The 22,978-nt window shown below is 54.9% G+C and carries 19 protein-coding genes; 9 read left to right on the top strand and 10 right to left on the bottom strand.

All coding sequences use genetic code 11. From position 1 onward, the window contains the following. Positions 1–49: 49 nt before the first annotated feature. A complete protein-coding gene (locus KTE_RS10830; RefSeq protein ID WP_201380912.1) occupies positions 50–1,747 on the bottom strand; it encodes an FHA domain-containing protein in 1,698 nt (565 codons plus the stop codon). Positions 1,748–2,054: 307 nt separating this feature from the next. Here KTE_RS10830 and KTE_RS10835 point away from each other — a divergent pair, with 307 nt between their 5' ends. The 4 genes from KTE_RS10835 (at position 2,055) to KTE_RS10850 (ending at position 4,249) form a co-directional block, all read left to right on the top strand. Then, entirely contained in the window at positions 2,055–2,675 is a 621-nt protein-coding gene (locus KTE_RS10835) for a PadR family transcriptional regulator (protein WP_201380915.1), read from the top strand. A gap of 34 nt (positions 2,676–2,709) precedes the next feature. After that, positions 2,710–3,348 carry an HD domain-containing protein gene (locus KTE_RS10840; protein ID WP_201380916.1) on the top strand — a complete coding sequence of 213 codons (639 nt, stop codon included), beginning with the start codon at positions 2,710–2,712 and terminating at the stop codon, positions 3,346–3,348. A gap of 183 nt (positions 3,349–3,531) precedes the next feature. Continuing rightward, complete coding sequence (locus KTE_RS10845; RefSeq protein WP_201380917.1) at positions 3,532–3,942, top strand: TM2 domain-containing protein; 411 nt, start codon at positions 3,532–3,534, stop codon at positions 3,940–3,942. Between the two features lie 7 nt (positions 3,943–3,949). Further along, the gene (locus KTE_RS10850; protein ID WP_201380918.1) at positions 3,950–4,249 is read left to right on the top strand and encodes a DUF2752 domain-containing protein; all 300 of its coding nucleotides are present in this window, start codon (positions 3,950–3,952) and stop codon (positions 4,247–4,249) included. A gap of 86 nt (positions 4,250–4,335) precedes the next feature. On the opposite strand, the gene KTE_RS10855 is transcribed toward KTE_RS10850, so the two are convergent. Then, positions 4,336–7,005: a M1 family aminopeptidase gene (locus KTE_RS10855; protein WP_201380919.1), complete on the bottom strand. Its 2,670-nt coding sequence runs from the start codon at positions 7,003–7,005 to the stop codon at positions 4,336–4,338. 314 nt (positions 7,006–7,319) lie between these two features. Here KTE_RS10855 and KTE_RS10860 point away from each other — a divergent pair, with 314 nt between their 5' ends. Continuing rightward, positions 7,320–9,002: an AarF/ABC1/UbiB kinase family protein gene (locus tag KTE_RS10860; RefSeq protein ID WP_201380920.1), complete on the top strand. Its 1,683-nt coding sequence runs from the start codon at positions 7,320–7,322 to the stop codon at positions 9,000–9,002. 122 nt (positions 9,003–9,124) lie between these two features. On the opposite strand, the gene KTE_RS10865 is transcribed toward KTE_RS10860, so the two are convergent. After that, positions 9,125–9,925, bottom strand: a complete 801-nt coding sequence (locus tag KTE_RS10865; RefSeq protein ID WP_201380921.1) for an MBL fold metallo-hydrolase — start codon at positions 9,923–9,925, stop codon at positions 9,125–9,127. Between the two features lie 28 nt (positions 9,926–9,953). Continuing rightward, positions 9,954–10,745 (bottom strand): hypothetical protein, encoded by a 792-nt coding sequence (locus tag KTE_RS10870; RefSeq protein ID WP_201380923.1) that lies wholly within the window; start codon positions 10,743–10,745, stop codon positions 9,954–9,956. A gap of 309 nt (positions 10,746–11,054) precedes the next feature. Here KTE_RS10870 and aroE point away from each other — a divergent pair, with 309 nt between their 5' ends. Together aroE and KTE_RS10880 are read left to right on the top strand one after the other, a co-directional pair. Next, positions 11,055–11,957: a shikimate dehydrogenase gene (gene aroE, locus KTE_RS10875; RefSeq protein WP_201380926.1), complete on the top strand. Its 903-nt coding sequence runs from the start codon at positions 11,055–11,057 to the stop codon at positions 11,955–11,957. A 123-nt stretch (positions 11,958–12,080) separates the two neighbouring features. After that, a complete protein-coding gene (locus tag KTE_RS10880) occupies positions 12,081–13,025 on the top strand; it encodes a fumarylacetoacetate hydrolase family protein (RefSeq protein WP_201380928.1) in 945 nt (314 codons plus the stop codon). 91 nt (positions 13,026–13,116) lie between these two features. Here the strand turns inward: KTE_RS10880 and KTE_RS10885 are convergent, their stop codons facing one another. The 5 genes from KTE_RS10885 to minC form a co-directional block, all read right to left on the bottom strand. Then, positions 13,117–14,085: a VOC family protein gene (locus tag KTE_RS10885; RefSeq protein WP_201380930.1), complete on the bottom strand. Its 969-nt coding sequence runs from the start codon at positions 14,083–14,085 to the stop codon at positions 13,117–13,119. Positions 14,086–14,278: 193 nt separating this feature from the next. Then, on the bottom strand, positions 14,279–14,965 hold the full coding sequence (locus KTE_RS10890) for a hypothetical protein (RefSeq protein ID WP_201380932.1): 687 nt from the start codon (positions 14,963–14,965) through the stop codon (positions 14,279–14,281). A gap of 1,274 nt (positions 14,966–16,239) precedes the next feature. Further along, complete coding sequence (gene minE, locus KTE_RS10895) at positions 16,240–16,599, bottom strand: cell division topological specificity factor MinE (protein WP_007908016.1); 360 nt, start codon at positions 16,597–16,599, stop codon at positions 16,240–16,242. A gap of 12 nt (positions 16,600–16,611) precedes the next feature. Next, the gene (gene minD, locus KTE_RS10900; RefSeq protein ID WP_201370709.1) at positions 16,612–17,448 is read right to left on the bottom strand and encodes a septum site-determining protein MinD; all 837 of its coding nucleotides are present in this window, start codon (positions 17,446–17,448) and stop codon (positions 16,612–16,614) included. A 190-nt stretch (positions 17,449–17,638) separates the two neighbouring features. Then, positions 17,639–18,400, bottom strand: a complete 762-nt coding sequence (gene minC, locus KTE_RS10905; RefSeq protein ID WP_201380934.1) for a septum site-determining protein MinC — start codon at positions 18,398–18,400, stop codon at positions 17,639–17,641. 475 nt (positions 18,401–18,875) lie between these two features. Between minC and KTE_RS10910 the strand changes: the two genes are divergently transcribed. Both KTE_RS10910 and ftsH read left to right on the top strand, forming a co-directional pair. Next, the gene (locus tag KTE_RS10910; protein ID WP_201380936.1) at positions 18,876–19,697 is read left to right on the top strand and encodes a hypothetical protein; all 822 of its coding nucleotides are present in this window, start codon (positions 18,876–18,878) and stop codon (positions 19,695–19,697) included. 377 nt (positions 19,698–20,074) lie between these two features. Further along, positions 20,075–22,105 carry an ATP-dependent zinc metalloprotease FtsH gene (gene ftsH / locus KTE_RS10915; protein WP_201380938.1) on the top strand — a complete coding sequence of 677 codons (2,031 nt, stop codon included), beginning with the start codon at positions 20,075–20,077 and terminating at the stop codon, positions 22,103–22,105. 78 nt (positions 22,106–22,183) lie between these two features. Here the strand turns inward: ftsH and KTE_RS10920 are convergent, their stop codons facing one another. Next, positions 22,184–22,666 (bottom strand): PaaI family thioesterase, encoded by a 483-nt coding sequence (locus tag KTE_RS10920; protein ID WP_201380940.1) that lies wholly within the window; start codon positions 22,664–22,666, stop codon positions 22,184–22,186. Positions 22,667–22,978: the final 312 nt, after the last annotated feature.

The following is a 22,978-nucleotide window of genomic DNA, read 5'->3' on the forward strand; positions in this document are numbered from 1 at the left end:
TGGCCATTTTCTCACGCACATCCTTTACGCTTGAAGCTCTTCGGGTTTGCTAGAACTTCTTGAAGGTGCAGGTGACCTTGCCGAAGGAGATGGAATCGCCATCGTTCAGCTGGGTCGCCTTGTCGGGCTCCAGGCGCTTGCCATTGACCCGTGTAGAGTTGGTACTATTCAAGTCAGTCAGGGTAAAGCTGTTTCCGCTATGTTCAAAGGCGGCATGCACACGTGAAATGGTATCCGCGCCCTGTTTGCTGCTCAGATCAACATCGGGGCGAATACCACCCAGATCATTATCATAGCGGCCAACGGCGGCTGACTCGCCCTTTAGCTGCACTTGAGAGCCATCGCTAAAGATGAGTGCACCCCAGGCTGGACCTGCTGCGTTGGAGACTTGAGGGGCAGGCTGAGCATGCCCAGCCGCGCGAGGCGACGGAGGCTGTTGCGCGGGCTGAACCAGGTTGGCCTTGCTGCCCTGCTGCTCTTGCTTCTGCTGCATCTGCTGTTGCAGGTGCGCAGGCGGGGTGTAGTAGACCTCCTCTTTCTTAGGCTGCTGAGAGGGAGTCTCCTTCGCGGGTGCAGGTGTAGGGGCCGTGTTGGGAACAGTAGGCTGTGAAGCAGTCGCCTGGCTCTGCTGATTTGAAGGCACATAGTACTGGATCTCAGGCTTCTTGGGCGCGGGCGCTGCTTCCTTCTTCTCTGTACCCTGCACATACTTTACCGTCGGCTGTGGCGCGACCGTAGGATTCTGCGGCGTTGGTGGCACATATTCCGGCGACGCGGGGCGCTGCGATGGCTGCTGACCTGGGAAGATTGTCGACTCCACCACACTGGGCTGCGGCTGCGCGGGCGGCGTATAGGTTGGTGTGGGTGGTGGCGTATACACTGGCGCCGGTGGTGGCGTCGGAGGTGTATAGGTTGGCTGCGGCGCCGGTGACGGCGTCGGCGGGGTATACGTCACGCGTGGCTGGGGAGCCGGTACTGTGGGCTGAGCAGGCTGAGATGCGGCCTGTGAGGCGATCGTATGAAACGTTGATGCTCCGCACTTAGGGCAGAAGGCCGCTCCATCCTTGACCTCCGAGTTACAGCGTGAACAGTAGAGCTTGGGAGGCGTCAACGAACGGCCACAGCCGGAGCAGAAGGTATCGCCCGGCTCATAGGGCGTATTACAGTTCTGACAGCGCAAACCACCTGTCGCGGGAGCCTGCATCATTGGCTGGGGTGGCCTCGCCATGGGTGGGGCCGGAGGCATATCCCGGTTCTGTGGAACATAGTACGGCTGTTGCGCTCCCGAAGGAGGCGTTATCGACTGCTGCACCTGGGGCAGTAGCTGGTAGGGGACAGGACCAGGCATGATTCCTGGGCGCTGCTGGCGCACCAGGCCATCAGTCATATTCAACACCTGGTTGCTCAGGCTCGCCTGCCGCAGAGCACCTACACCAGCCGTCAGTGCCAGCGGCCAGAGGATGGGCAACGCTACAATACCCACGGCTCCGACAGCCGCCTTATCGATCCACTTCTGCTGACCAATCATCGCCAGCACACCACCAGTTGTGCGCTGCAACGTCAGAGAGAGCGCGGCCTGCATACCAATAATGGCCTCGAAATCGCCGCCTTTCTTCAACTGCACCAGCATCTGGTCTTTATTACCAATACTTTGCGCCTGGTACCCCTGGGCCATGTAGGCATTTACCATGTCTCTGGCAAGGCGTTCAATATCGATATCCTCTGAGTTATAAAAACGGGCATCCATCTAAAATCCTCCAACAAAGCGTTACAGCCAGCGAAGCCTCTTCTCTCTCCTCACTCCCATCTTACCGGTTATATGTCACATAGGAAAGTATCGTTCTGGAGGTACTACGTTTCTATCGCGTGAAAGTTGTAGTGTGGGTGTGATGGCAGTGGCAGGCCAAAGCCCTACCACTGCCATCACACCCACACTACGCAATTTGAGCGCCACAAGCGCGAAGAGGAGTGAGATAGCTCGCTTGAGATGCTATAATGGAGAACGCAAATCGAGGGTCAAAATCTAATGCCTGTTGCCAGTAGGGAAAGAGTCTATGCACGAACCACTAGAGCAAGATAGACATGAGCCAGCGGAAACCAATGGGGGAGAACCGTCCGCGCGCAACCGTCTGCGCTATATTATCCTGGGACTACTCTGGGCACACCCAATGAGTGGCTACGACATCAAGCAAGCCTTTGATCGCGCCATCGCAAGCTACTGGAACGCGGGCAACAGCCAGATTTATACCACACTCAAGAGTTTAAGCCAGGCTGGACTGGTAGAATCCGAGGTCATCGTGCAGACGGCGCGCCCTAATCGCAAGGTCTATCGCCTGACCGAGGCCGGACAAACCGAGCTTGAACAGTGGCTTGAAGAGGAAGTTCCAGATCGCTTCACCAAGGATGAATTTCTCACTAAACTCTTCTTCTGTGGTGAGACCAGCGATGAGATCGCGCTTCACCACCTCCAGCATCACCGCGAGAGCCTGCTCCAGCAATTAGCCTATATGGAACGGGTCAAACAGCAGTACGCCTCGCGCCCAACGCGTCGTCCTCGCCTGCTTGAATACCAGATGCTGGTACGCGAGTATAAAGAGGCGGTACTTAAAGCCGGGCTGGAAGTCACAGAGCACGCAATTGAGCGCCTGAACGATCAGACACCCGAACGCCCTTAAGCGCCAGTATAGAAAGAGCAGGATACTCTCTAACATGATGCAAGATGCACCGCTTTCCTCGCCGCTCCTGGAAGATTTACGCCAATCCATCACCCTGACAGGAGATACAGGACACGACGTCGCCACCTTTCTCATCGTCCACGGTTGCCCACAGACAGCCAGGCATTGTGGCAAGGTCGCGACAGAAGCCCGGCGTGTCGCCCTCCTGGTCGGCGCGGACCCGGCGCTTGCCGAGGTCTCAGGCTGGCTACACGACATAAGCGCGATCTTCCCCACACCAGAACGCGTCAAAATAGCCTACCAGTTGGGTATTCCCGTCCTACCCGAAGAAGCAGCTTTCCCCATGATCGTTCACCAGAAGCTCTCACGCGTCCTCGCCGCCCAGGTCTTTCAGATTATCCAACCAGAGGTCTTGAGCGCGGTCGAGTGCCATACCACACTCAAGTGCGACGCCAGCCAGCTCGACAAAGTGCTCTTCGTAGCGGACAAGCTGGCCTGGGACCAGCCAGGACAGGCCCCCTTTCACGAAGGCATGCAAGCAGCACTAGAAATCTCGCTGGACGCGGCCACCTTCTTCTATTTGCGCTATATGTGGGAGCGCCGCGAACAGCTCGCAGTCCTTCATCCCTGGTTACATGATGCATATTTCCAAATGCTACAATCCAAATTTTAAATCCATAAAAGCAAAAGCTGCCTAAAGAACCTTTAGGACATTTTATAAAGACACATATTGATACTTGACAGTTGATGAGGTACTCACTTATAGTTCCTTCGTGAGTAGCAAATATTCACAATAATAATTCTTCTCTTAAAATAAAAAGTGCTTCAAGCAAAGCCACGAAGGGATTTATGCATCATGGACCAGCAGCCTAACCAGCAACCACAGTATCAACAGCCCCCTTTCCAGCAGCCTCCCTTTCAGCAGGGTTATCCTCAACAAGGTCAACCGGGTTATCAGCAGCCTCCCTTCCAGCAGGGTTATCCTCAACAGGGTCAACCGGGCTATCAGCAGCCTCCCTTCCAGCAAGGTTATCCCCAGCCGGGCTATCCTCAGCAGGGGAAAGATTGGTTGATAACGCTGCTCCTGTCGATTTTCCTGGGTGGGCTGGGCATCCATCGCTTTTACGTTGGTAAGACTGGCACCGGCGTCGCTATGTTGCTTACCGGTGGTGGCTGCGGCATCTGGGCGCTTATCGATATTATTATGATTGCATCGGGCAGCTTCACCGACGCCAACGGTCAGCCACTCGTCCGCAACAACGTGTAGTTCAGCTATGCGCATAGAGAAACACATTGCGCGAGGGAAGGCAGGATGGCTCATTCTCCTCCCCTTACTTTTCTTCCTGGTACCGACCTCCTGGCTTGAGGCCCATCCTCCAGTCTGCCTCTCGCGCCTCATTTTCAAGCGTCGCTGTCCCGGCTGTGGCATGACGCGGGCCATCTCCTGCGCCATCCATGGTCAGTTTCGCAAGGCCTGGCACTACAATAAGCTCGTCGTGATCGTCCTGCCTCTCCTGACACAGAGCTGGCTGCGCGAAGTGCTGCGTCAATATTTCCACTGGCCTCATCTTTAGATAGTGTGGGCGCATAAGAAACCTGGAGAAAAAGAGAACGGCCTGGCACGCTTCTTTGTGCCAGGCCATTTTGTAGATTGTAATGCTTAGGAGAGGCGGGCCTCCAGGCCTGTGACTTGCTCGCGGAGCTTGCGATTCTCAGCGCGTAGCTCGTCGAGATCTTTCCGCACCTGGTTAAGCTGTTCCTCGCCCTTGTCGCTGCTACGCAGGTTGTGTGCGGCCCAGCGCATGGCGCGCTGCACGCCATCCTCCGTCTCGCGGCTAGCAACGCTTTCCAGCACCGGAATAGCACGCTTCTCACCAAGCGAGAGCAAGGCCCAGGCCGCGGTGGCGCGGGCAGGCCCCCAGGTATCATGCTCGGCGGCATGCATAAGGGCAGTCACAGCTCGCTGACGCGCCGCTTCGCTATATTCATGGCGTAGACTACCAATTGTGAGGAAAGCCATCATCGCGCCGCGACGAAGCATGATATAGTTGCTCGTATCGCTCAAATAGGCGATCAGGATGTCAATGACACGATCATCGCCAGTAGCGGCAAGGCCATTAAAGATGCCGCCCTGTACATTGTAGTTCCAGGAGGGGCGCTCCAGGGCCTTTGTTAGCAGTTCAATGTTGCCTTCGGTGCGCGTTTTACCCAGCGCAACCGCAGATGCTGACTCGACGCGATAGCTTACATCGCCGCCCTCAACCACGGGACGCAGAGCCTCGACAGAGCGCTGGGCCAGTTCACCATGTGTGTGCGCCGGGAACTCTCCGAGAGCCGTAGCAATTGCAGCACGCACACGTGAGTACTCCTTCACATCCAGCTCTCTAAAGGCTTGAATGAGGATATCCTGTGCCTCGGCCGTGCCGTGCTTGGCAATGCCTTCGGCGGCGGTGGTGCGCACGCCCCAGAAAGCATCGCTGTTCAATGCGTTGGTGAGAGCGGTCAGCGCTTGTGGCTCGCGGCGGTCGGCAAGAGCCTCGGCAGCTTCAACCCGACCCAGGATATCGGCGTCATGCTCAAGCTGGTAGACGAGCAGATGAGTGGGGCGCTCAAACTTTAGCGACTTCAGCAGGCGACCCTCGGGATCGAAGCGTACCATCACTGGCTCACGCTCCAGTGGCAGGTAGAAGGTCTGCTCGACCTCGCCATCCTCGCCCAGGGTGACGTGCAGCGGGATCGTACGTGTCTCGTCGCTTCCCTCCGAGGCGGGAATGGTAAAGGCGATCTCGGCTGGCACTTTGAAGCAGGGCGTCAGATCGTCGACCTTCTGCGCCTGGCGCACCTTGACCTTCGCCAGTTTATGCTGTCCATCCCAGGAATAGCTGACCTCGAACTCGGGATAGCCACCGCTGTAGATCCACTGATGGAAGAAATGCGCCAGGCTGCGACCCGTGCTCTCCTCAAGTGCACGCTCCAGGTCTGCGGTGATGACTTCACGCGTACGGTTGCGCTCCAGATACGACTTGATACCACGGCGGAAGGCGCTATCCCCAAGCTGGTTGCGCAGCATATGCAGGACCCAGGCGCCCTTGTTATAGATGTGTCCATCAAAGAGCTCAAAGCCCTGGTTATAGTATTTATGATAGACAACCGGGCGACGATAGCGGCGATCCTCATTCTGGTAGCCCTTGCGCGTCTGCAACATCTCCCATTTGAAGTAGTCCTCGCCCTGGTCATGGCCGGTCCACAGGTGCTCGAAGTAGGTCGCGAAGCCTTCATTCAGCCAGGCATTGGGCCAGTCACGGCAGGTCACCAGATCACCAAACCACTGGTGCGCCAGTTCGTGCGCGGTCACCGAGACGAACTCGGGGGCCATATCCAGGTTGGCCTTCTGGTCGAAGAGCAAGCCAAAGCTATGCGTCGTGGCCGTGGTATGCTCCATGGCACCCGTATAGATCTCGACCACGGTCTGGTCATAGTTGTCATACGGATACTCGACGCCAGTATACTCGGAGAAGAAGCCCATCATATCTGGGGTCTTTCCCATATACAGGCGCGCGTCGTCCGCGCGGTCCTTACGCACATAGTAGGAGACCGGCTTGCCCTTATACTCATCCTTAATCACAGCAAAGTCGCCCACGACGAGCGAGATCAGGTAGGCGGCATGAGGCACGGCATGCAGCCAGTGGTGTGTCTTTGTCTCGCCATTGTCAACGACCTTCAACAGGTTACCATTGGCGATGGTAATAAACTGTGAGGGCGCGGTCACCAGGAACTCGGTTGTGGCACGGTCGTTGGGGGAGTCATGGCAGGGGAACCAGTAGGAATGATACTGTGGCTGACCAAAGGTATAGGCCTGCACTGGGCGCGTGGGGTCTTCGGGCGCGGGCTTGACGAAGTGCAAGCCATTGCGCGGCCTGGTATGATAGGTCACCGCGACTGTGAATTCTTCGCCATGCTTGTAAGGGCGGTCGAGTTCGATATGCAGCTTCTTCTCGCCGAGGCTATAATTCAGTTCTGAACCATCCGCGAGTGCAACTTTATCAATCGAGAGCTCAATCGCATCAAAGGTGACACTCTTGGCCTCTTCATAGAGGGCCGTGAAGGTTGTGTAGATGGTACCGCTGATCACTTCCTGATCAAAGTCCAGCGCGATATCCAATTTGACGTGTTTAACGTCGCCAGGGCGATCAGGTGCGTAGTGCAGCGTATCGCCGGGCAATTCATAGTTGCGCGCGGTCGGATTGGGCAATGCCTCCTGGCCCTGCATAAACAGCAGGCTATAGCCATTCCCGAGGTCTACAGAGTGTGCTCTGGTACAGTGTGTCAAGGTTATAGCTCCTCTTGCGTGAAATAATCTGACAACGGAAGAACAGTCCCACTACCACACAGCCACCAACCCATACAGGCCCAACCCAGAGTCTTGATCTGACACTTCTGGGTTCTCTCTAGCTGTAACTCATCCCTGGTATTTCACTAGTATATCATCTTTATTGAATGTTATCCGCCCACAAACTTTGCGCAAAGGACAGGCATATAGTTTAGGGCCAGATCTTGAACATATCTTGCTTTTCACCGTAGAGTATTATGTGTGATCCTTCTTGTTGGCAGAAAGGCTCTTCTATGAGAAATGAACCACGTGGTATGAATAGATTTGCGCAATTCTTGCGTTTCTTACGTGTATCGCGCCTGTTGTTATGGACGCTCTGGATTATTTACCGAGAGCGTCAGCGGGTGGTAAAAGCGCGGCAGCGTGGCAACTACGAGGTACAGCCGAATATCGAGGTGCTGTTAAAGGTCCTGCGCGCCTTTAGAGCCACCGCCCTCCAGTTGGGCGTGCTGATGATTAAGCTGGGGCAGTTCTTGAGCGCGCGCGCGGATATCCTGCCAGAGCAGGCCCTCTCCGTGCTGGCCGATTTGCAGGACGAGGTTCCGCCTGCCCCCTTTGAGCATGTGGCCGCGGTCATTGAGGCGGAGTATGGCAAGCCACTCACAGAGATTTTCAGCTCCTTTGAGGAGCAGTGCACGGCGGCGGCCTCACTGGGCCAGGTTCACCGGGCTACGCTGGCCAGTACAGGCGAGACAGTCGCAGTTAAGGTACAGCGCCCACACATCACGCAACTGGTGGGGATGGACCTGAGCACGTTGCGCTTTGTCATCTGGGTCGTGAATCGCTTCTTCCAGAGCGACTTTATTGATTTGAAGGGACTCTATCGAGAGTTTCGTCGCACCGTCTATGAAGAGATCGACTATGTGACTGAGGCGACGAACGCCAAACGCTTTCGCGAGATGTTTCGTGAAGATCCAACCATTTATATTCCCCATGTCTATGAGGAGTATATTTCTAAGCGCGTGCTAGTACTGGAATGGATCGATGGCATTAAGGTCAATGACTACGCGGCACTGGACGCGGGAGGCTATTCGCGCCTGGAGATCGCCAACCGCACAGTGCGCGCCTACTTTTACCAATTCTTTGAAGAGGGCTTTTTTCATGCTGATCCCCATCCTGGGAACATCTTTGTCAAGAAGAATTCGCCCTCTGATGACCCGGTGATAGCATTTCTGGATTTTGGCATGGTCGGCTCGCTTACGGGCAGCATGAAGCGCGCCATCCGCGACCTCTTCCTCGGGCTGGTCTTAAGCGATTCCAAAAAGATGGTGGACTCGCTGCTTAAGTTGGGTTTTGTGGGAGAAGGGGCGAATCAGGCCGCACTGGAACAAGCCCTGGATATTATGCTGGAGCACTATTTCGGCATGACGCTGGGCCAGGTGCGCGAACTGGAGGTATCGGATGTGGCCCATGACCTGGACACACTGCTCTATGGGCAACCATTCCGTATCCCCTCACAATTTGCCTTCGCGGGACGCGCGGTAAGCACACTGGTAGGCGTCTCAACTGGCCTGGCTCCCAACTTCAACTTTGTGGATGTGGCGACTCCCTACGCACGTAAGTTCCTAAAGTTGGACGCTGAAGGCATCAGCCAGACTGCCCAGAATATCCTCAAGGAGGCCATAGACGCTGGGCAGGTGCTGCTGGAGCTTCCAAAATCCGTCAACCGGCTTATTGGCAAGATAGAGGCGGGTCAGGTAGAGGTGAGGCTGGCAAATCTTCCCGGCAATAATAGTCGCTCACGCAGAGCACGCCAGCGCAATGGCGCGGCAATGAGTACAGGGGGGAGCGGTGTTGGAGGTCTGACCTGGAGTTTCTTCTTCGGCGCCTCGCTCGCGGCTGGAGTCTATCTGACAAACCTCCATCAAGGGCTTCCCGGCTGGTTCTGCCTGGGGATCGCGGGTGTCAGCGCCCTCGGACTGTTATTCAGACGCTAAGCATGACTTCTCGCACCTGCGGTGCTCGCCTTAATAAAGTAGATGGAGGCTAGATGTGAGTTGTATGCGACAACTCACATCTAGCCTCCATCTACTTTAAGAGAGAAGGCGTCAGTGGATTCTTAAGGGAGAAGGCGCCAGTGGTTGTAGGCGTCAACCTGGGCACGACCCTCTTCTTGTAGCTTAATCAGGTGTGCCTCCAGTGAGCGGGCTGCCACCGCATAGAGTTTCGGGTCGGTATCCACGTATACGAGCGGCACAAGCGTAGAGAGGGTCACGGGCTGCTCAAGCTGGTTCAGGGCGGCGATGACCTGGCGCTCGCGTTCAAGACGGTGGGCAATATATTCACTCAATTTCGCTTGCGGATCTTCAATAACGGGGCCATGCGCCGGGACAATACGTGCGATTGGGAGCTGTTGCAAGCGCTTGAGCGTCTGCAAGTATACCCCCATATGCCCCTCAGGAGGAATGATGACGACCGTTCCCATGCCTGCTACGACATCGCCCGCGAAGAGGATGCCTTCGCGCTCAAGCCAGAAGCAGAGATGGTCGAAGCGGTGACCGGGCGTATGAATGGCACGCAGGGTCGTATCGCCCAGATCAAAGGTCGCTCCATCGGGAAGTTCATGGTCTGCCAGGGAAACGCCTGCTCGGCTAAAAGCGGAGATAGGAACACCCGTACGTTCACGCAACTCTGCGGCCCCTCCCACATGATCCGGGTGTCCATGCGTGATGAGAATATGGCGGATACCGCCGCGTGCCTGGCCCTCCCACACAATGCGCTCAAGGTGCTCCGGATCAGGATCGCCGGGATCAATGACTATGACGCCCTCAGAACCGCTGAGAAGCAGCGTGTTCGTTCCCGGTCCTGTCATCATAGAGGAGTTGGGGGCCAGAAGTATGCTATAGCGTTCCTGCGACATGGATAATGCCTCCGTTCTCCGACGCGTGCTAGAGCTTCCAGAGAAAATCGGGATCTTCAGGCAGATAGACGAAAGGGCCGCCCTCTCGCTCCAGCCAGATCGGCTGATTGGTAGGGACATAGCGCGTTTGTGTCGCCGCCAGGGCCTCCTGCACCGTCGCGAAAGGCACGAGGTCACGCAACTGGTGATAGGTCGGGAAGGCTACCGGGAAGGTTCCTTCAGCGAAACGCTTCAGAGCCTCGTCGGGACGTATCCAGAGACCCTCACTGGTTTCAAGCTGATCGTAGAGCGCCTCTTGCTCCATGGGGGCTGCCGCCAGAAAAAAATGGGTATCAAATCGCCTCGGCAACTGCTCAGGCGTGATCCAGTGCGCGAAATAGGCCAGTTGCTCGGTCGCCAGCACCAGGTGCTCAGCCTGGACAATATCTAGAAGGGTCGCGCCGCGTGCATTGAGCCGCTGACGATACTCGGCGAAGCGAGGCACATCCTGCGCGCCGATGGCAAGCAAACGCTGCTGCTGATAGGCCAGCAGGACATTGCCCTCCTCAAACAGTTCGCGGATGGCGGCGGCACGCACCCCGCTGCCGAGCGCCGTACGCCCCTCAGGATCGGCGGCTGAAGGTTCCAGGGGAACGCTGAGTGTCGCGCTCTGCTCCAGCTCTTTATCCACAGCGGATGCCGAGCCGCCAGGGAAGACATAGATATCAGGCATAAACTCGCTCTGCACCACTCGCCGCACCATAAATATCTCGATGCCCTGCTGCTGTGCAGTGTTTCGTAACAACATCACTGTTGCCGCCAGGCGTGGCTGCATGACCATAGAGGATTATTCTCCTTCTTCGCTTATGCTAGCGGTTGCCGTTTTTCTTATCGTATCACATAAGCTTTCGCGCCTGCCTCACACCCACACCTTACTCGATAAGTGAGAGGTTCACGCTACTCCTCCATGAAATATCGCTGGCAGGCAGCTAGACAAATAGGGAGGATATGCTATGCTAGAGAAGTGAGCAGACCTGCCCCATATCCTGGTGGAGAGGTTCTGATATGATACAATGCGGCCAGGAGACCACACGCGATTGATCGCTTATTTTTGCGCACGGGGCAAAGTATAGACTGAGTTGGAGTTGACATGTCGGCCAGAAATACCGTTGTAGGGAGCAAGCAATCAGGCTCAAAGGGACCACAGCTACGAGTGGGGCTGATCGGCGATCCCGTGGCCCACTCGTTTTCGCCACGTCTCCAACAGTCAGCACTCGATGCCCTGGGCATTCCGGCGACCTATGAACTCTGGCGCACGCCCGCCGAGCAACTCCTGGTGCGTATACACGCCTTGTGTCAGCAAGGGTGCCTGGGTGCCAATGTCACGATTCCCTACAAAGAGTCTGTCTTGCCCTTGCTGGATGTGGTTGATCCATTGGCGGCTCAGATTGGCGCGGTCAATACGATTGTCAACCGGGATGACTATCTACATGGCTATAATACCGATGCACCGGGACTGCTTCGCGCGCTCCATGAGCATGGGTTGGGCAGCCTGCAAGCGGATGGAATGATCTCGCTAAAGGGGTATACCGCTGTACTGCTGGGGGCGGGAGGAGCGGCTCGCGGTGCGGCCTTTGCCCTCGCCAGTTCTGGCATTGAGCGCCTCGTCATTTTGAACCGGAGCCTGGAACGCGCTCAGCTCCTGGCGGCACTTATTCAGAAGAGCTATGAGTGTCCCGTCTTCAGCCTCAGCGATCCCAATTTTCTTATCCCTCACTCCTCCTCGATCATTATTAATGCTACCTCAGTCGGTCTGCATGAAGAGGTCAGCCCCTTGCCAGCCGATGTACTGGCGCGCTTTAACGCCGACACCTTCGTCTATGATATGATCTACAATCCCATTCAGACGAACCTGCTCTTACAGGCACGGACCATGGAACTTCGCGCCGCCAATGGCCTCTCCATGCTCCTGCACCAGGGAGCACTGGCCTTTGAACTGTGGACCAATCAGTCGGCTCCGCTTGAGATCATGCGCGCCGCCCTCATGCGCTAGGGTTTGTTCCTGGTGGACTGATGCAGGTTGGTCGCCGTAGGCGACCAACCTGCATCAGTCCACCAGGAACAGAATGTATGATGTTGTACAATAAGGTAGCAGCAAGAAGGAGGCGTCTCATACATGAGATTTGTAAGTTTTTCCAGCAGCCAGATTCCCAGGGCACACCTGGGCATCCTGCGCAACGACGAAGTTCTAGATGTGGACCTGGCGGGTAGAGCCCTGGGCCTGGACGTTCCCGACCAGATGCTCACATTGATCGAAGACTATGATCGCTACCTGCCAGCGCTCCAGACATTAATGGAGAAGGCACAGTTGCGTAGCTTCCGCGAGGTGAAAACCTTTAGCGAGATTGGTGCAGCCCATACCCTGAATGAGGTCAGGCTGGCGGCCCCCATTCCCAGGCCACGTAAAAATATTTACTGCCTGGCGGTAAACTACAAAGCGCATGCTGAAGAGACCGCCAGTCAGCGCGATCACAAGGGGCAGACACCCGACATCCCCGTATTTTTTACCAAGTCCCCCACTAGCGTCAACGATCCCTACGGCGAGATTGAGCTTGATCCCCAGGTGTCAAGCGAGCTTGATTGGGAAGTGGAACTGGGCGTTATTATCGGCAAGAGAGGCAAGAATATACCTGAAGCCGAGGCGCTTTCGTATGTCTTTGGCTATACAGTGCTCAATGACGTTACGGCGCGCGACTTGCAGAAGCGCCATAAGCAATTCTTCAAGGGCAAGAGCCTGGATGGTAGCTGCCCCATGGGTCCCTGCATCGTAACGGCGGACGAGATCGCGGACCCCCACAATCTGAATCTAAGCCTGCGCATCAATGGCGAGACCAAGCAAGATGGCAACACAAAGATGATGATCTTCAACATCAAGCATGCCATCAGTGTGCTCTCGCAAGGCATGACCCTGGAGCCTGGAGATATCCTGGCAACTGGCACGCCCAGCGGCGTGGGCTTCACACGTGTACCGCCGGAGTTTCTTCAGGAAGGCGACGTGATGGAGTCGGAGGTCGAGGGCATCGGCGTACTCCGCAACCTGGTCGTTGCCGTCAAAAGATAAACCTGTTATAAAATAAAAAGTGCTGGTTCGCATAAAACAAAAAGTGCTGGTTCGCGTACGCGAACCAGCACTTTTTGTTTTTTAATACACCTTAGACATGAGACTCTTCGCGCAGCCAGGAGGGGATCGCCCCCCAGAGATTGAGCGCCGTCTCGCGAGTATGCCAGAGGCGTGGCGGCGTTGTGACATCGCGATCATAATACTGGCTCAGGCCAGCAGACAGCTCGATATGCAGACCGTCGCTATCGGGGAACTGTAAGAAGAGATCATCGCCAACGCCGTGGCGTCCCGGCCCCCACAGCAGCGGTACCTGCTGATGACTGAGATAGTCGGCCCAGCCCAGCAGCTCACTGCCATCGGCGATGGTGAAGCCAACGTGCTCGATGCCGGTCTGCCCCTCACTCAAGATCAGGCTATGGTGATCGTTGTTACAGCGCAACCAGGCACGCTCGCGCAAGAGCCAGTCTGAGATATCAAAACCCAGAGACTCGGTGTAGAACTCCACCATTTCTTCCAGGCGGCTGGTCTTCAAGGCCACATGTTGCAGGCCATAAGGACGTAGAAGCGCCCGGCGCGTCTTACGGTTGCTAGAGATAGCAGTATACAGTTCGTCAGGCATCACGGAGATTTCGACGCGATTGCCATCGGGATCGTTCAACCAGAGCGCGTCTCCCAGGTCGGGCGCGCCATCGCGTGGCTCAAAGGAGAGTTCAATGCCAGACATTTGCAGGCGTGCCGCCATCGCGGCCAGTTCAGCATCGGTATCAACCGCAAAGGAGAGATGATGGAGGGTAGAGCGCACCACGGGACGCCGTCCATTCGTCGGGAAGACGCGTGTATCATTAAAGATGCTCAGGGCGTGCATCTCCTCGCCTAAGGCGAGGAATATGGCAGCATCCTCTTCCTCAAGATGCTGCTCAAGCGGGCCATCAGCATGCGTATAGAGATCGAATCCCAGAACACGATGATAGAAACGAGCCTGGGCCTGCACATCCGAAGCCCATAAACCAACATGCACCAAACGCTTGACTTTAACCTTTTGAATTTGCTGATTGCTCAAGGCCCAGCCCTCCTCATTTCTCAGCTATTACGAGTTCTAACTACACCACAGCCTATCATACCTAGCAAAAAGAGGGGGGTCAACGAATTGACCCGAAGGTCATATGTGGGGACCGACGCTGCTAAAGCACGCATCTACATATCAAGGCCATATGTAGATGCGTGCTTTAGCAGCGTCGGTTAACTGTAGCACTTTATTCATGCGGCAGCTTCCAGGAATGGCGTGTAGAGTATGGCAGAGTAGAGGCATCCCTCACGCCTTCCTCCTTGTACGGGAACTGGGTTCGTGAAACATCGTCTGTCCGCCTTCTTTGTTCTTCATGAAGGAAATGTCGAACACCACTAGAGGAGAGATCAATCGTATTCATAATGCGTACCCGAGGAGTAGAGAGTAGCGGCATAGGCGTCTCAAGCGTGCCTCGCGTGATGTGGAAAGGGCGATACAACCGCATGGCAGCCTGCATATGACGCATACGCAACATCTTTTTGTAGACCAGCACCATACGAATCTCACGCACAAGAAACCCTGTTACAGTCCCAGCGATAAAGCACCAGGCCACAATCAGCACCAGGAGCAATATCCAGAACTGGTAGATGAAGAGAGGCACGCATACACTGAACGCTATTAGCGTCAGTACAGCGAGGCTGGAGGCGAGCATAGAGAGGGTGCGATACTGACGTTGCCTGAGCTTCAGCAAGCGCCCTGGCACATCCAGGCCAGGATACCAGAGACCTTTGAGCCGCAAGAAGCGCCGTTGTTGCGCGACCGAGCTTGTCGAAAGGCTATGGCGCCACTGTAGAGGCCAGATAGCCCGACTGACACGCAAAGCCAGACCTGATGTCTGCACACGTCCGACATTGGTAGACATTCCCTTGCACATATTGCTCTCCCCACTTCCCTTCTTACCACGAAAACCAACCCCCATTCGGGGCGCGGCGCCACTGTCATGGTAGCGCTGCGCGCTCAGGTTTTCGAAAGGTAGTAACCAGTACACCTGGTAAAACAACGGACCAATAACAGGTGGAAAGCGCTAAAAATAGAGGGGTCCGCGTTTGGTACTGTAAGAGGCCGGGGAAAACAGACTATGTGCTGGTGGCATAGAGTTTCTGCACATAGCAAACGAAAAATAGACGGCAACGAAGTGCCGGCATAGTAACCGAGCACCTCAGTCTCCGGAGTAGTAGACACCTTGCTTGACTCAACATCACCATTTGAGCGGGTACGAGCACACCCAACATCCACGAATGTGGCCGCTAAAACCAGACCTTCGCGCCACCATATACCACCCCACATCACCACCTGCGAAGGGAAAAAGTGCAGTCCTCCAGGAGCTCACGAGCCATTATCTCGCTACATCCCCACACATCCACTCCACCGGCCTGAGATAAAGGCCAGCTCAAAGAGAACTACAGCATTTTGGTCTCTTCCTATCAGAAACCTGAGCGCGGAACGCTAGCCACGACAGTGGCGCCGCGCCCCCGAATGGGGGTTGGTTTCTGTTTAAGAATCTAGCGTGACATTCCTTTTCCACTCATCCACACCTCAGCCCGCACCAGAGAGCAGAGAAAGGCCGAGACCTCTCAACTCTGGAGACATGAAAGTCCATGTCGCTCTACATGCGTGCTGCGTGCCCGTGAACCACTCAAAGTCCACCCATCCACACCACAAGAAGCAAGTTGCAGGCGATGCAAACGCATCGACCCACGCCAAGGTGTTACTTTACACCGGCACTTCGCTGCCGTACACTGAAACATCTACACTGTAAATATAGCTGTTTCAGCGATATTGGAAAATGGTTTGGTAAGATCACTTCCCATACAAAGCGGATTCGCACAATGTTTTCGATAAAAGGTTTATTTCATTGTTGCTGAACGTATTGTAACATGTGTTATTCCATTTAGCGGTTGTGAAGCTATGAAGATTCAGTTAAGGACAATTAATTTTTTTATGAAGTTCTTAACCATATAAATGAATAATTTATGTATAAAGATATTTCTACTTTTCCCCGATTTGCGCTGAACGCATGAGGTAATGTGACGAAGCTTTCATAGTTGATCTTATAAAGAGCAGAGAGGGAAAAGCCAGCCATAACCTTCCTGGACGATGGCTTGCCCTTCCCTCTCTGGGTCGATATTGAGTTGTATCGATTACACTTTAAATTTCGGCACTATCCGAATCATCGTCTGCGTCTGTGAGGAACACCTTGCCACGCAGCACGTTTGTCGCAGGAGTATGCGATGGTGGATCCCATTCAAAACCCACCCGCTGACGTTTGATAGGCACATTCGCCAGCAGCTTATCATAGCCCTCGTCGCGCGAGAAAATAACCTGCATTTGCTCCTCGTCGACATCCAGACGACGTGAAAGCACGCTTGCTAACTCTTGTTTGATCAGTTCCAGTAGCTCTGGATTGAGCTTTAAACGATCATTGACCAGCACCACTTTGAGACGCTCCTTGGCGATCTCACCTGGTGTCTGCTTCTTCCGACCGACCATAAACTCAAAGACACCCATAACCGGCCCCCTTTAAGACGATTGAGAGCGCAAACGCTTCTCAGCTGAGGCAGGACCAAAGCCTACCAGGCGGCGCAACCGCTCTAGCAGAGACGGAACGTCTGCAACCTCGTCAAGCGGAATCTCCTCGCCCAAAATACGCTGAGCAGCATTCAGGAAGGAGCGGCCAGCACGGGAACGCCGCTCATACACGGCGGGTTCGCCTTTGTTCGTCGCTACAATAATGGCTTCATCCTCAGGGATGATACCCAGCAGGTCGATACCCAACACTTCCAACACATCCGCCACATCCATCATATCGCCTCGTTTCACCATTTCTGGGCGCAGACGGTTCAAGATCAAACGAGGCTCGGGCTTTCCCGCAGCCTCCACCAGGCCAATAATGCGGTCCGCATCACGGACCGACGCCATCTCCGGGTTCGCAACAATAATAATTTCATCTGCACCTACAATGGCGTTTCGAAAACCTTGCTCGATACCGGCAGGGGAGTCAATGACGATGAATTCAAACTCCTGGCGCAACTGTTGGCAGAGCTGCTCCATCTGAACACTATTCACAGCATTCTTGTCACGTGTTTGCGCAGCAGGGAGAAGATAGAGTTCGGGAAGGCGTTTATCCTTGATCAAAGCCTGGCGCAGGCGGCATTGTCCCTCGACAACATCCACCAGGTCATAGACAATCCTATTCTCCAGGCCCAGGACGGCGTCCAGGTTGCGTAGGCCGATATCTGAGTCGACCACGGCCACCTTTTTGCCTTGCATTGCTAAAGCTGTGCCTAGATTTGCGGTTGTCGTGGTCTTACCCACGCCGCCTTTACCCGAAGTAATTGTAATCACCCTGCTGTCCATGCTCTACTCCCAAATGCTAAAACTTGTTCAGCCACTATCGGCTCGGACGTTGCCTTGCGCTCGCATCTCATGCCCGTCCGCATCGTTATCTAGTATACCACGAACCTGCACGTCACCAAAGTTTCAACAAGCCTATCATGGCTAGCCTGACCTACCACAGCACCGCTACCAGAACAGTTTTTATGCCATCTTATTTACGAGGTGGGCGACCATTCATCCAGGTCTCAACAATAATCTGGTTATTGCGTATCATTGCCACTTCAGGATAAGGTTGCACCTCAAAGCCTTCGGGTGGCCTCGAAAGCAGGTGCGCAATCCGTAGCTGCACGGGCGAGAGATAGAGCGAGCAGACGATGGCCTGGTCGTTATCTGGATAACCTGCATGCACCATACCTTTGAGCATCCCCCAGACAATGATATCGCCACCAGCCACGACCTCGGCTCCGGGATTGACATCACCCAGAATGACGACATGGCTGTGATGGCTAATGGCCTGGCCCGAGCGAACCGTACGCCGAATGAAGAGCGCGTCATCAAGCGAACGGGGATCACGCTGCTCATAGACATCTTCACCGGGCGAGGAGGGATTACCCTCAACCTGCATATCTAATTGGCGCGTCACAACTGCCCTGGGTACTACAATAGGAGGGCGAGAAGGCGTCTCGGGTGTGGGAAACGTAATTGTGCGCGCGTCCCTGCGCGCCTCCGCAGCTTTTTCAAGTGGAGCAACAGACATCTGATATTCGGCCAGGAGCCGTTCTAACTGGATGCGTTCCGTCACACGCAGGTTACGGCGCGTGGTATCCACCGTCAAAGAGGCGCCACGGAAAAAGGCAGGAGCCTCTTCCAGGCGCATCGCCAGCGCCTGGAGTAAATCATTAAATGGGGTTTCTGGCTCTAGCGTCAGGAGCAAGCCACTACGAGTTCCTTTGATAGCGATATTCGCTGACACCGTTTGTATCTCCTCCCTATGCTGCCCATACGGTTGCCTTTTGACCTGAAACGCTTCGCGAAGCGATTGTTCCTCCATACCCAATGCAGTCCCCATATTCCTAACGAAAGCAACACAGCGTCCATAGAGAACACCAAACAACTAGATCAATTGTGGCGCATATGCCTACATAGATATGCGTCTTAGACTACATACAGTATAAGCTTGCCGTGATTAAAACGCAATAGAGCATACGAGTTTTGGGTCGTAATAGGATTACTGGCTGATATTACCTCAAATGGCGCTACTTTCCATGCTTCCTGTTCTAAACTGTTGCATAGAGCAGGCAGAAAGCGAGACCAGCCTGCTAAAGTGGTAATATGAAGGCGTGCAGTAGCACACATCTATCGTCCCCGATGACATAACCCACTTTTCAAAACGCAATTTTTACAGAAGGAGGATGCGCAGCTACTCTAGTTAGCAGGCGCACAATACAATGGCTACATTTACGCAATTTCCTATGCCCAACGAACGCGTCATTACCAGTGGAACCACCACTATCGCGGTCATGCCTGAGATCAACCTGGTATCACATTTCCAGGTTGGCGACTGGCAGGTACTCTACCGGGCCTCGGAGACGGGGAATGTCAAGCGCTGGGGTATTCCCCTGATGATCCCTAACTTCGGGCGGCTAAAAGATGGCCTCTTTGAAGAGAAAGGAACCACCCTCCCGATGCATGGCTTCGGGCGCAACTTGCCCTGGTCGGTCGCGGAGCACACCGAGACGAGTATTCGCCTCCAGCTTACAAGCAGTGAGGCTACACGCGCAAGCTATCCCTATGATTTCGTCTTTACCAGTGAAATCGTGGCAGGCGAGGGAAGCCTTACCTATACGCTCACAATGGAGAATAAGAGCGATGAAACAATGCCTATCGCGCCCGGCTTTCACCCTTATTTCGCCCTGGATCAGGGGGAGAAGTCTCGCGTAGTTGTCAATGGTCTCGAAGGTTTCGATGCTAGCACGATCCACTGGGACACCAATCCGCCCGATAATCACTACCCCTTCGCCCAACAGGCCAGTTTCGAGTTTCCACAACAAGGCACCCTGCGTATCGCAGAGGTTCCACACGCTGGGCACTACCTGCTCAAAGAGATGCAGGTCTGGTCGGAACCAGTCACGGCGCCCGATCACGAGTTTATCTGCTTTGAGCCAATTGTGACCCACGAAAATGGCCTCAACCGTCCCCAGGACCGGCTCAATATCGCCTCCCATACCCAGCAACAGATCACCCTACACTTGCAAGCACAACCTCGCTAAACCCCGGTTGTAAGTGGTAGAGAAGTGCAGGCAGGTGCGGCACCTGCCTGCACTTCTCTACCACTTACAACCACCAAATTTTTTTGACTGCAACGTTGCAGTCCTCTCTATCGTAGAGATAGTAGCATGTGTAGCAACGTGGAGGAGCGAGCGCATAAACACCACAAGGGCAGGTAACCCGACCTCTTCTTTCCAGGAGTCATATCACCAGAGACAAGAGTACGGTGTACCGGTAGCAGCTACGTTTATGCGTGCATTTCCCATGCCAGTACGCTATAATAAGGCATGCTATACGCTAACTCAAACATATCCAATTTCAACACCACACTCACTTCAGGGGACATATATGTCTGAGGCCCAGAAAGCAGGTAATTCTTATGGACAGACAGCCGGGGAATAGATACTGGCTTCAAAATAACAACGATAGGCAGCAAATACGCCCGGGTGGCCCTCCCAACAATAATGGGCAGAATCAACAGCCACGACCATCCAACCGGCTCAATTCTGTGTTGCTAGCCCTCGTTGTTGTTATGCTGGGCTTGGCTCTTTTCAACTTTTTCAACAACGCCAGCCAGAACACTGCCAACTCGTCACAAAGCAACGAGTTAAGCTATACGCAATTTTATCAGCAAATCCAACAGAAGAACGTCAAGTCTGCCACGATTGTAGGGCAAAGCGACATCACAGGTACGTTGCGCGAACCTTTTAAGGGTAAGCAAAATTTCCATGTCTACCAGCTTCCCAACGGGGATGACAAGCTGGCACAGAATCTGATTCAGAGCGGGGCTACGGTCACCTATCAGCCGCCACCTGACAATTCGTTCTGGCTGAACCTGCTTATCGCATCCATACCCTGGATCTTCCTGATTGGCTTTATCTTCTTCCTGACACGCCGCGCCTCACAAGGGCAGCAGGGCATCTTTAGCTTCGGCAAGAGCCGCGCTAAACTGATCCTTGAGGATCGCCCCAGCACCACCTTCGCGGACGTCGCAGGCGTGGACGAGTCAAAATATGAGCTTCAGGAAGTTGTTGAGTTTCTCAAGACACCCCAGAAGTTCCAGCGCCTGGGCGGTAAGATCCCTCGCGGCGTGCTGCTGGTAGGCCCTCCAGGAACCGGTAAGACGCTGCTGGCACGCGCGGTCGCTGGTGAAGCTGGTGTTCCCTTCTTCTCAATGAGCGGCTCTGAGTTTGTCGAGGTTCTCGTAGGTGTCGGCGCCAGCCGTGTCCGCGACCTCTTTGACCAGGCGAAGAAGGCCTCACCCAGCATCATCTTCATTGACGAAATTGACGCCGTTGGTCGCCAGCGCGGTTCAAGCATCAACACCAATGATGAGCGCGAGCAGACCCTGAACCAGTTACTCGTTGAGATGGATGGCTTCGATAACCGTCAGGCAGTCGTCGTGGTCGCCGCCACGAACCGCCCGGATGGACTCGACCAGGCGCTGCTACGCCCGGGCCGCTTTGATCGACGTGTTACCGTCGACCGCCCCGACTGGAATGGCCGCCTCGCCATCTTGAAGATTCATACGCGCACTGTCCCCCTGGCACCCGATATCAACCTGACAACCATCGCCCGCGGCACGACTGGCATGGTTGGTGCGGACCTGGCCAACCTGGTCAACGAGGCCGCGATAATCGCGGCACGCCGTAACCTGGATTATGTCACACAGCCCAGTTTCGACGAGGCTCTAGACAAGATTCTGCTGGGTGCCGAGCGTCCACTCGTGCTGAGCGATGCGGACCTCGATGTGACAGCCTATCATGAGGGCGGGCACGCGCTTGCAGGCCTGGTCACCGAGGAATGCGATCCCGTTACCAAGGTCACCATTGTCCCACGCGGGCAGGCCCTGGGCGTGACTATGTCGACTCCGCTTGATGATCGCTACAACTACTCCAGGGAGTACTTGCTGGCCCAGCTCGTCTACGCCCTTGGTGGTCGAGCCGCTGAACAGGTCATTTTTGACCGCATTACCACAGGCGCGGAGAACGATCTGCAACGCGTTACGCAGATCGCGCGGCAAATGGTAGCTCGCTGGGGTATGAGCGAGCGCCTGGGTACAGTCTCCTTCAGCGAGCGTCAGAGCCCCTTCATGGGCGGCGATATGGGCAATCCGACCGATTATAGCGAGGAAACGGCCCAGATCATTGACGAAGAGGTGTCGCGCATCATCAATGAATGTTATGAGCGCACCCTCAACGTCATGCGCACCTATCGTCCGACTCTCGACCGGATCGCGAAAGATCTGCGCACGCACGAAACCATTGACGCCAAACAGCTACATACGATTATGGAGAGCACGGGAGCACCCATCGCTTCCACCCAACTCCACCCAACCCCACAGCAGGTACAGGTCGTCGAGGCCCCTCCTCCTCCCGCCTCACTCCTCCAACCACCCGAGATGCAATAGAAGGTTGAGAAAAGCGAAGAGCCGTGCGGCCCTATTCAGGGCCGCACGGCTCTTCGCTTTTCTCAAAGATTGCTCCACTTATTTAGATGTGGGAGTAAAAAAATCACGCATGCCAGGATACTCTTGCATAATCTCATCAATAACCCGGTTCGATAGTGCCATAAAGGTTCCATGGGCCTCGGCCAGCACAACACTCTCGTCCTCCGCCAGGGTAAGGTAGCCAGATGCCTGCGACATACGCCCTCGCTGGAGACCAAGCTTCGCTCGGACACGCAACAGAGGTCCATAGGGAACATAGCGTCGATAGCGCACATCCAGTCGCCCGGTCATTGTCCAGGCGGGCGTATCGGTAAGCATAGTGGTGCGATTGAGGGCCTCATCTAGCACAGCGGCAACAATGCCACCATGAATGACTCCTGGGAACCCCTGGTGCTCAGCCTCAGGCCGAAAGTCCGAGACCACCGTATCCCCATCCAGGTGAAATACCATTTTGAGGCCATAGGGATTCCGTTGGCCACACACAAAACAGAGCTGATAATCAGTCGTATCATTCAATTCCATGATTATGTTCCTAACGTTTCTTTGGCATAAGCAAGGCGCATCTCTTCCCCCGGTTGAGTCTATCATAGTTACTAAGAAGGGGCAAACATGCAGCCATCTGCGGCCAGAGGCACAGAGAGCGAAACTACCCAGCACCCCTACACGTGCTTAATACAATGAACATCTCTTGCCTGGCAGGTTGCCTCTTGCCAACTGCCGTCACTATGGAGTATCTTTCTCATAATAGCTGTCACTATTCGCGCCCCCAAACCCAACAACAGTACGCGTATACTACTCCAGGTTGACAGCTTCAGGTATTTTTGCAGCCAGGCA

Source organism: Ktedonobacter sp. SOSP1-85, from assembly GCF_016587415.1.
In the GTDB taxonomy this organism is placed as follows: Bacteria; Chloroflexota; Ktedonobacteria; order Ktedonobacterales; family Ktedonobacteraceae; genus Ktedonobacter.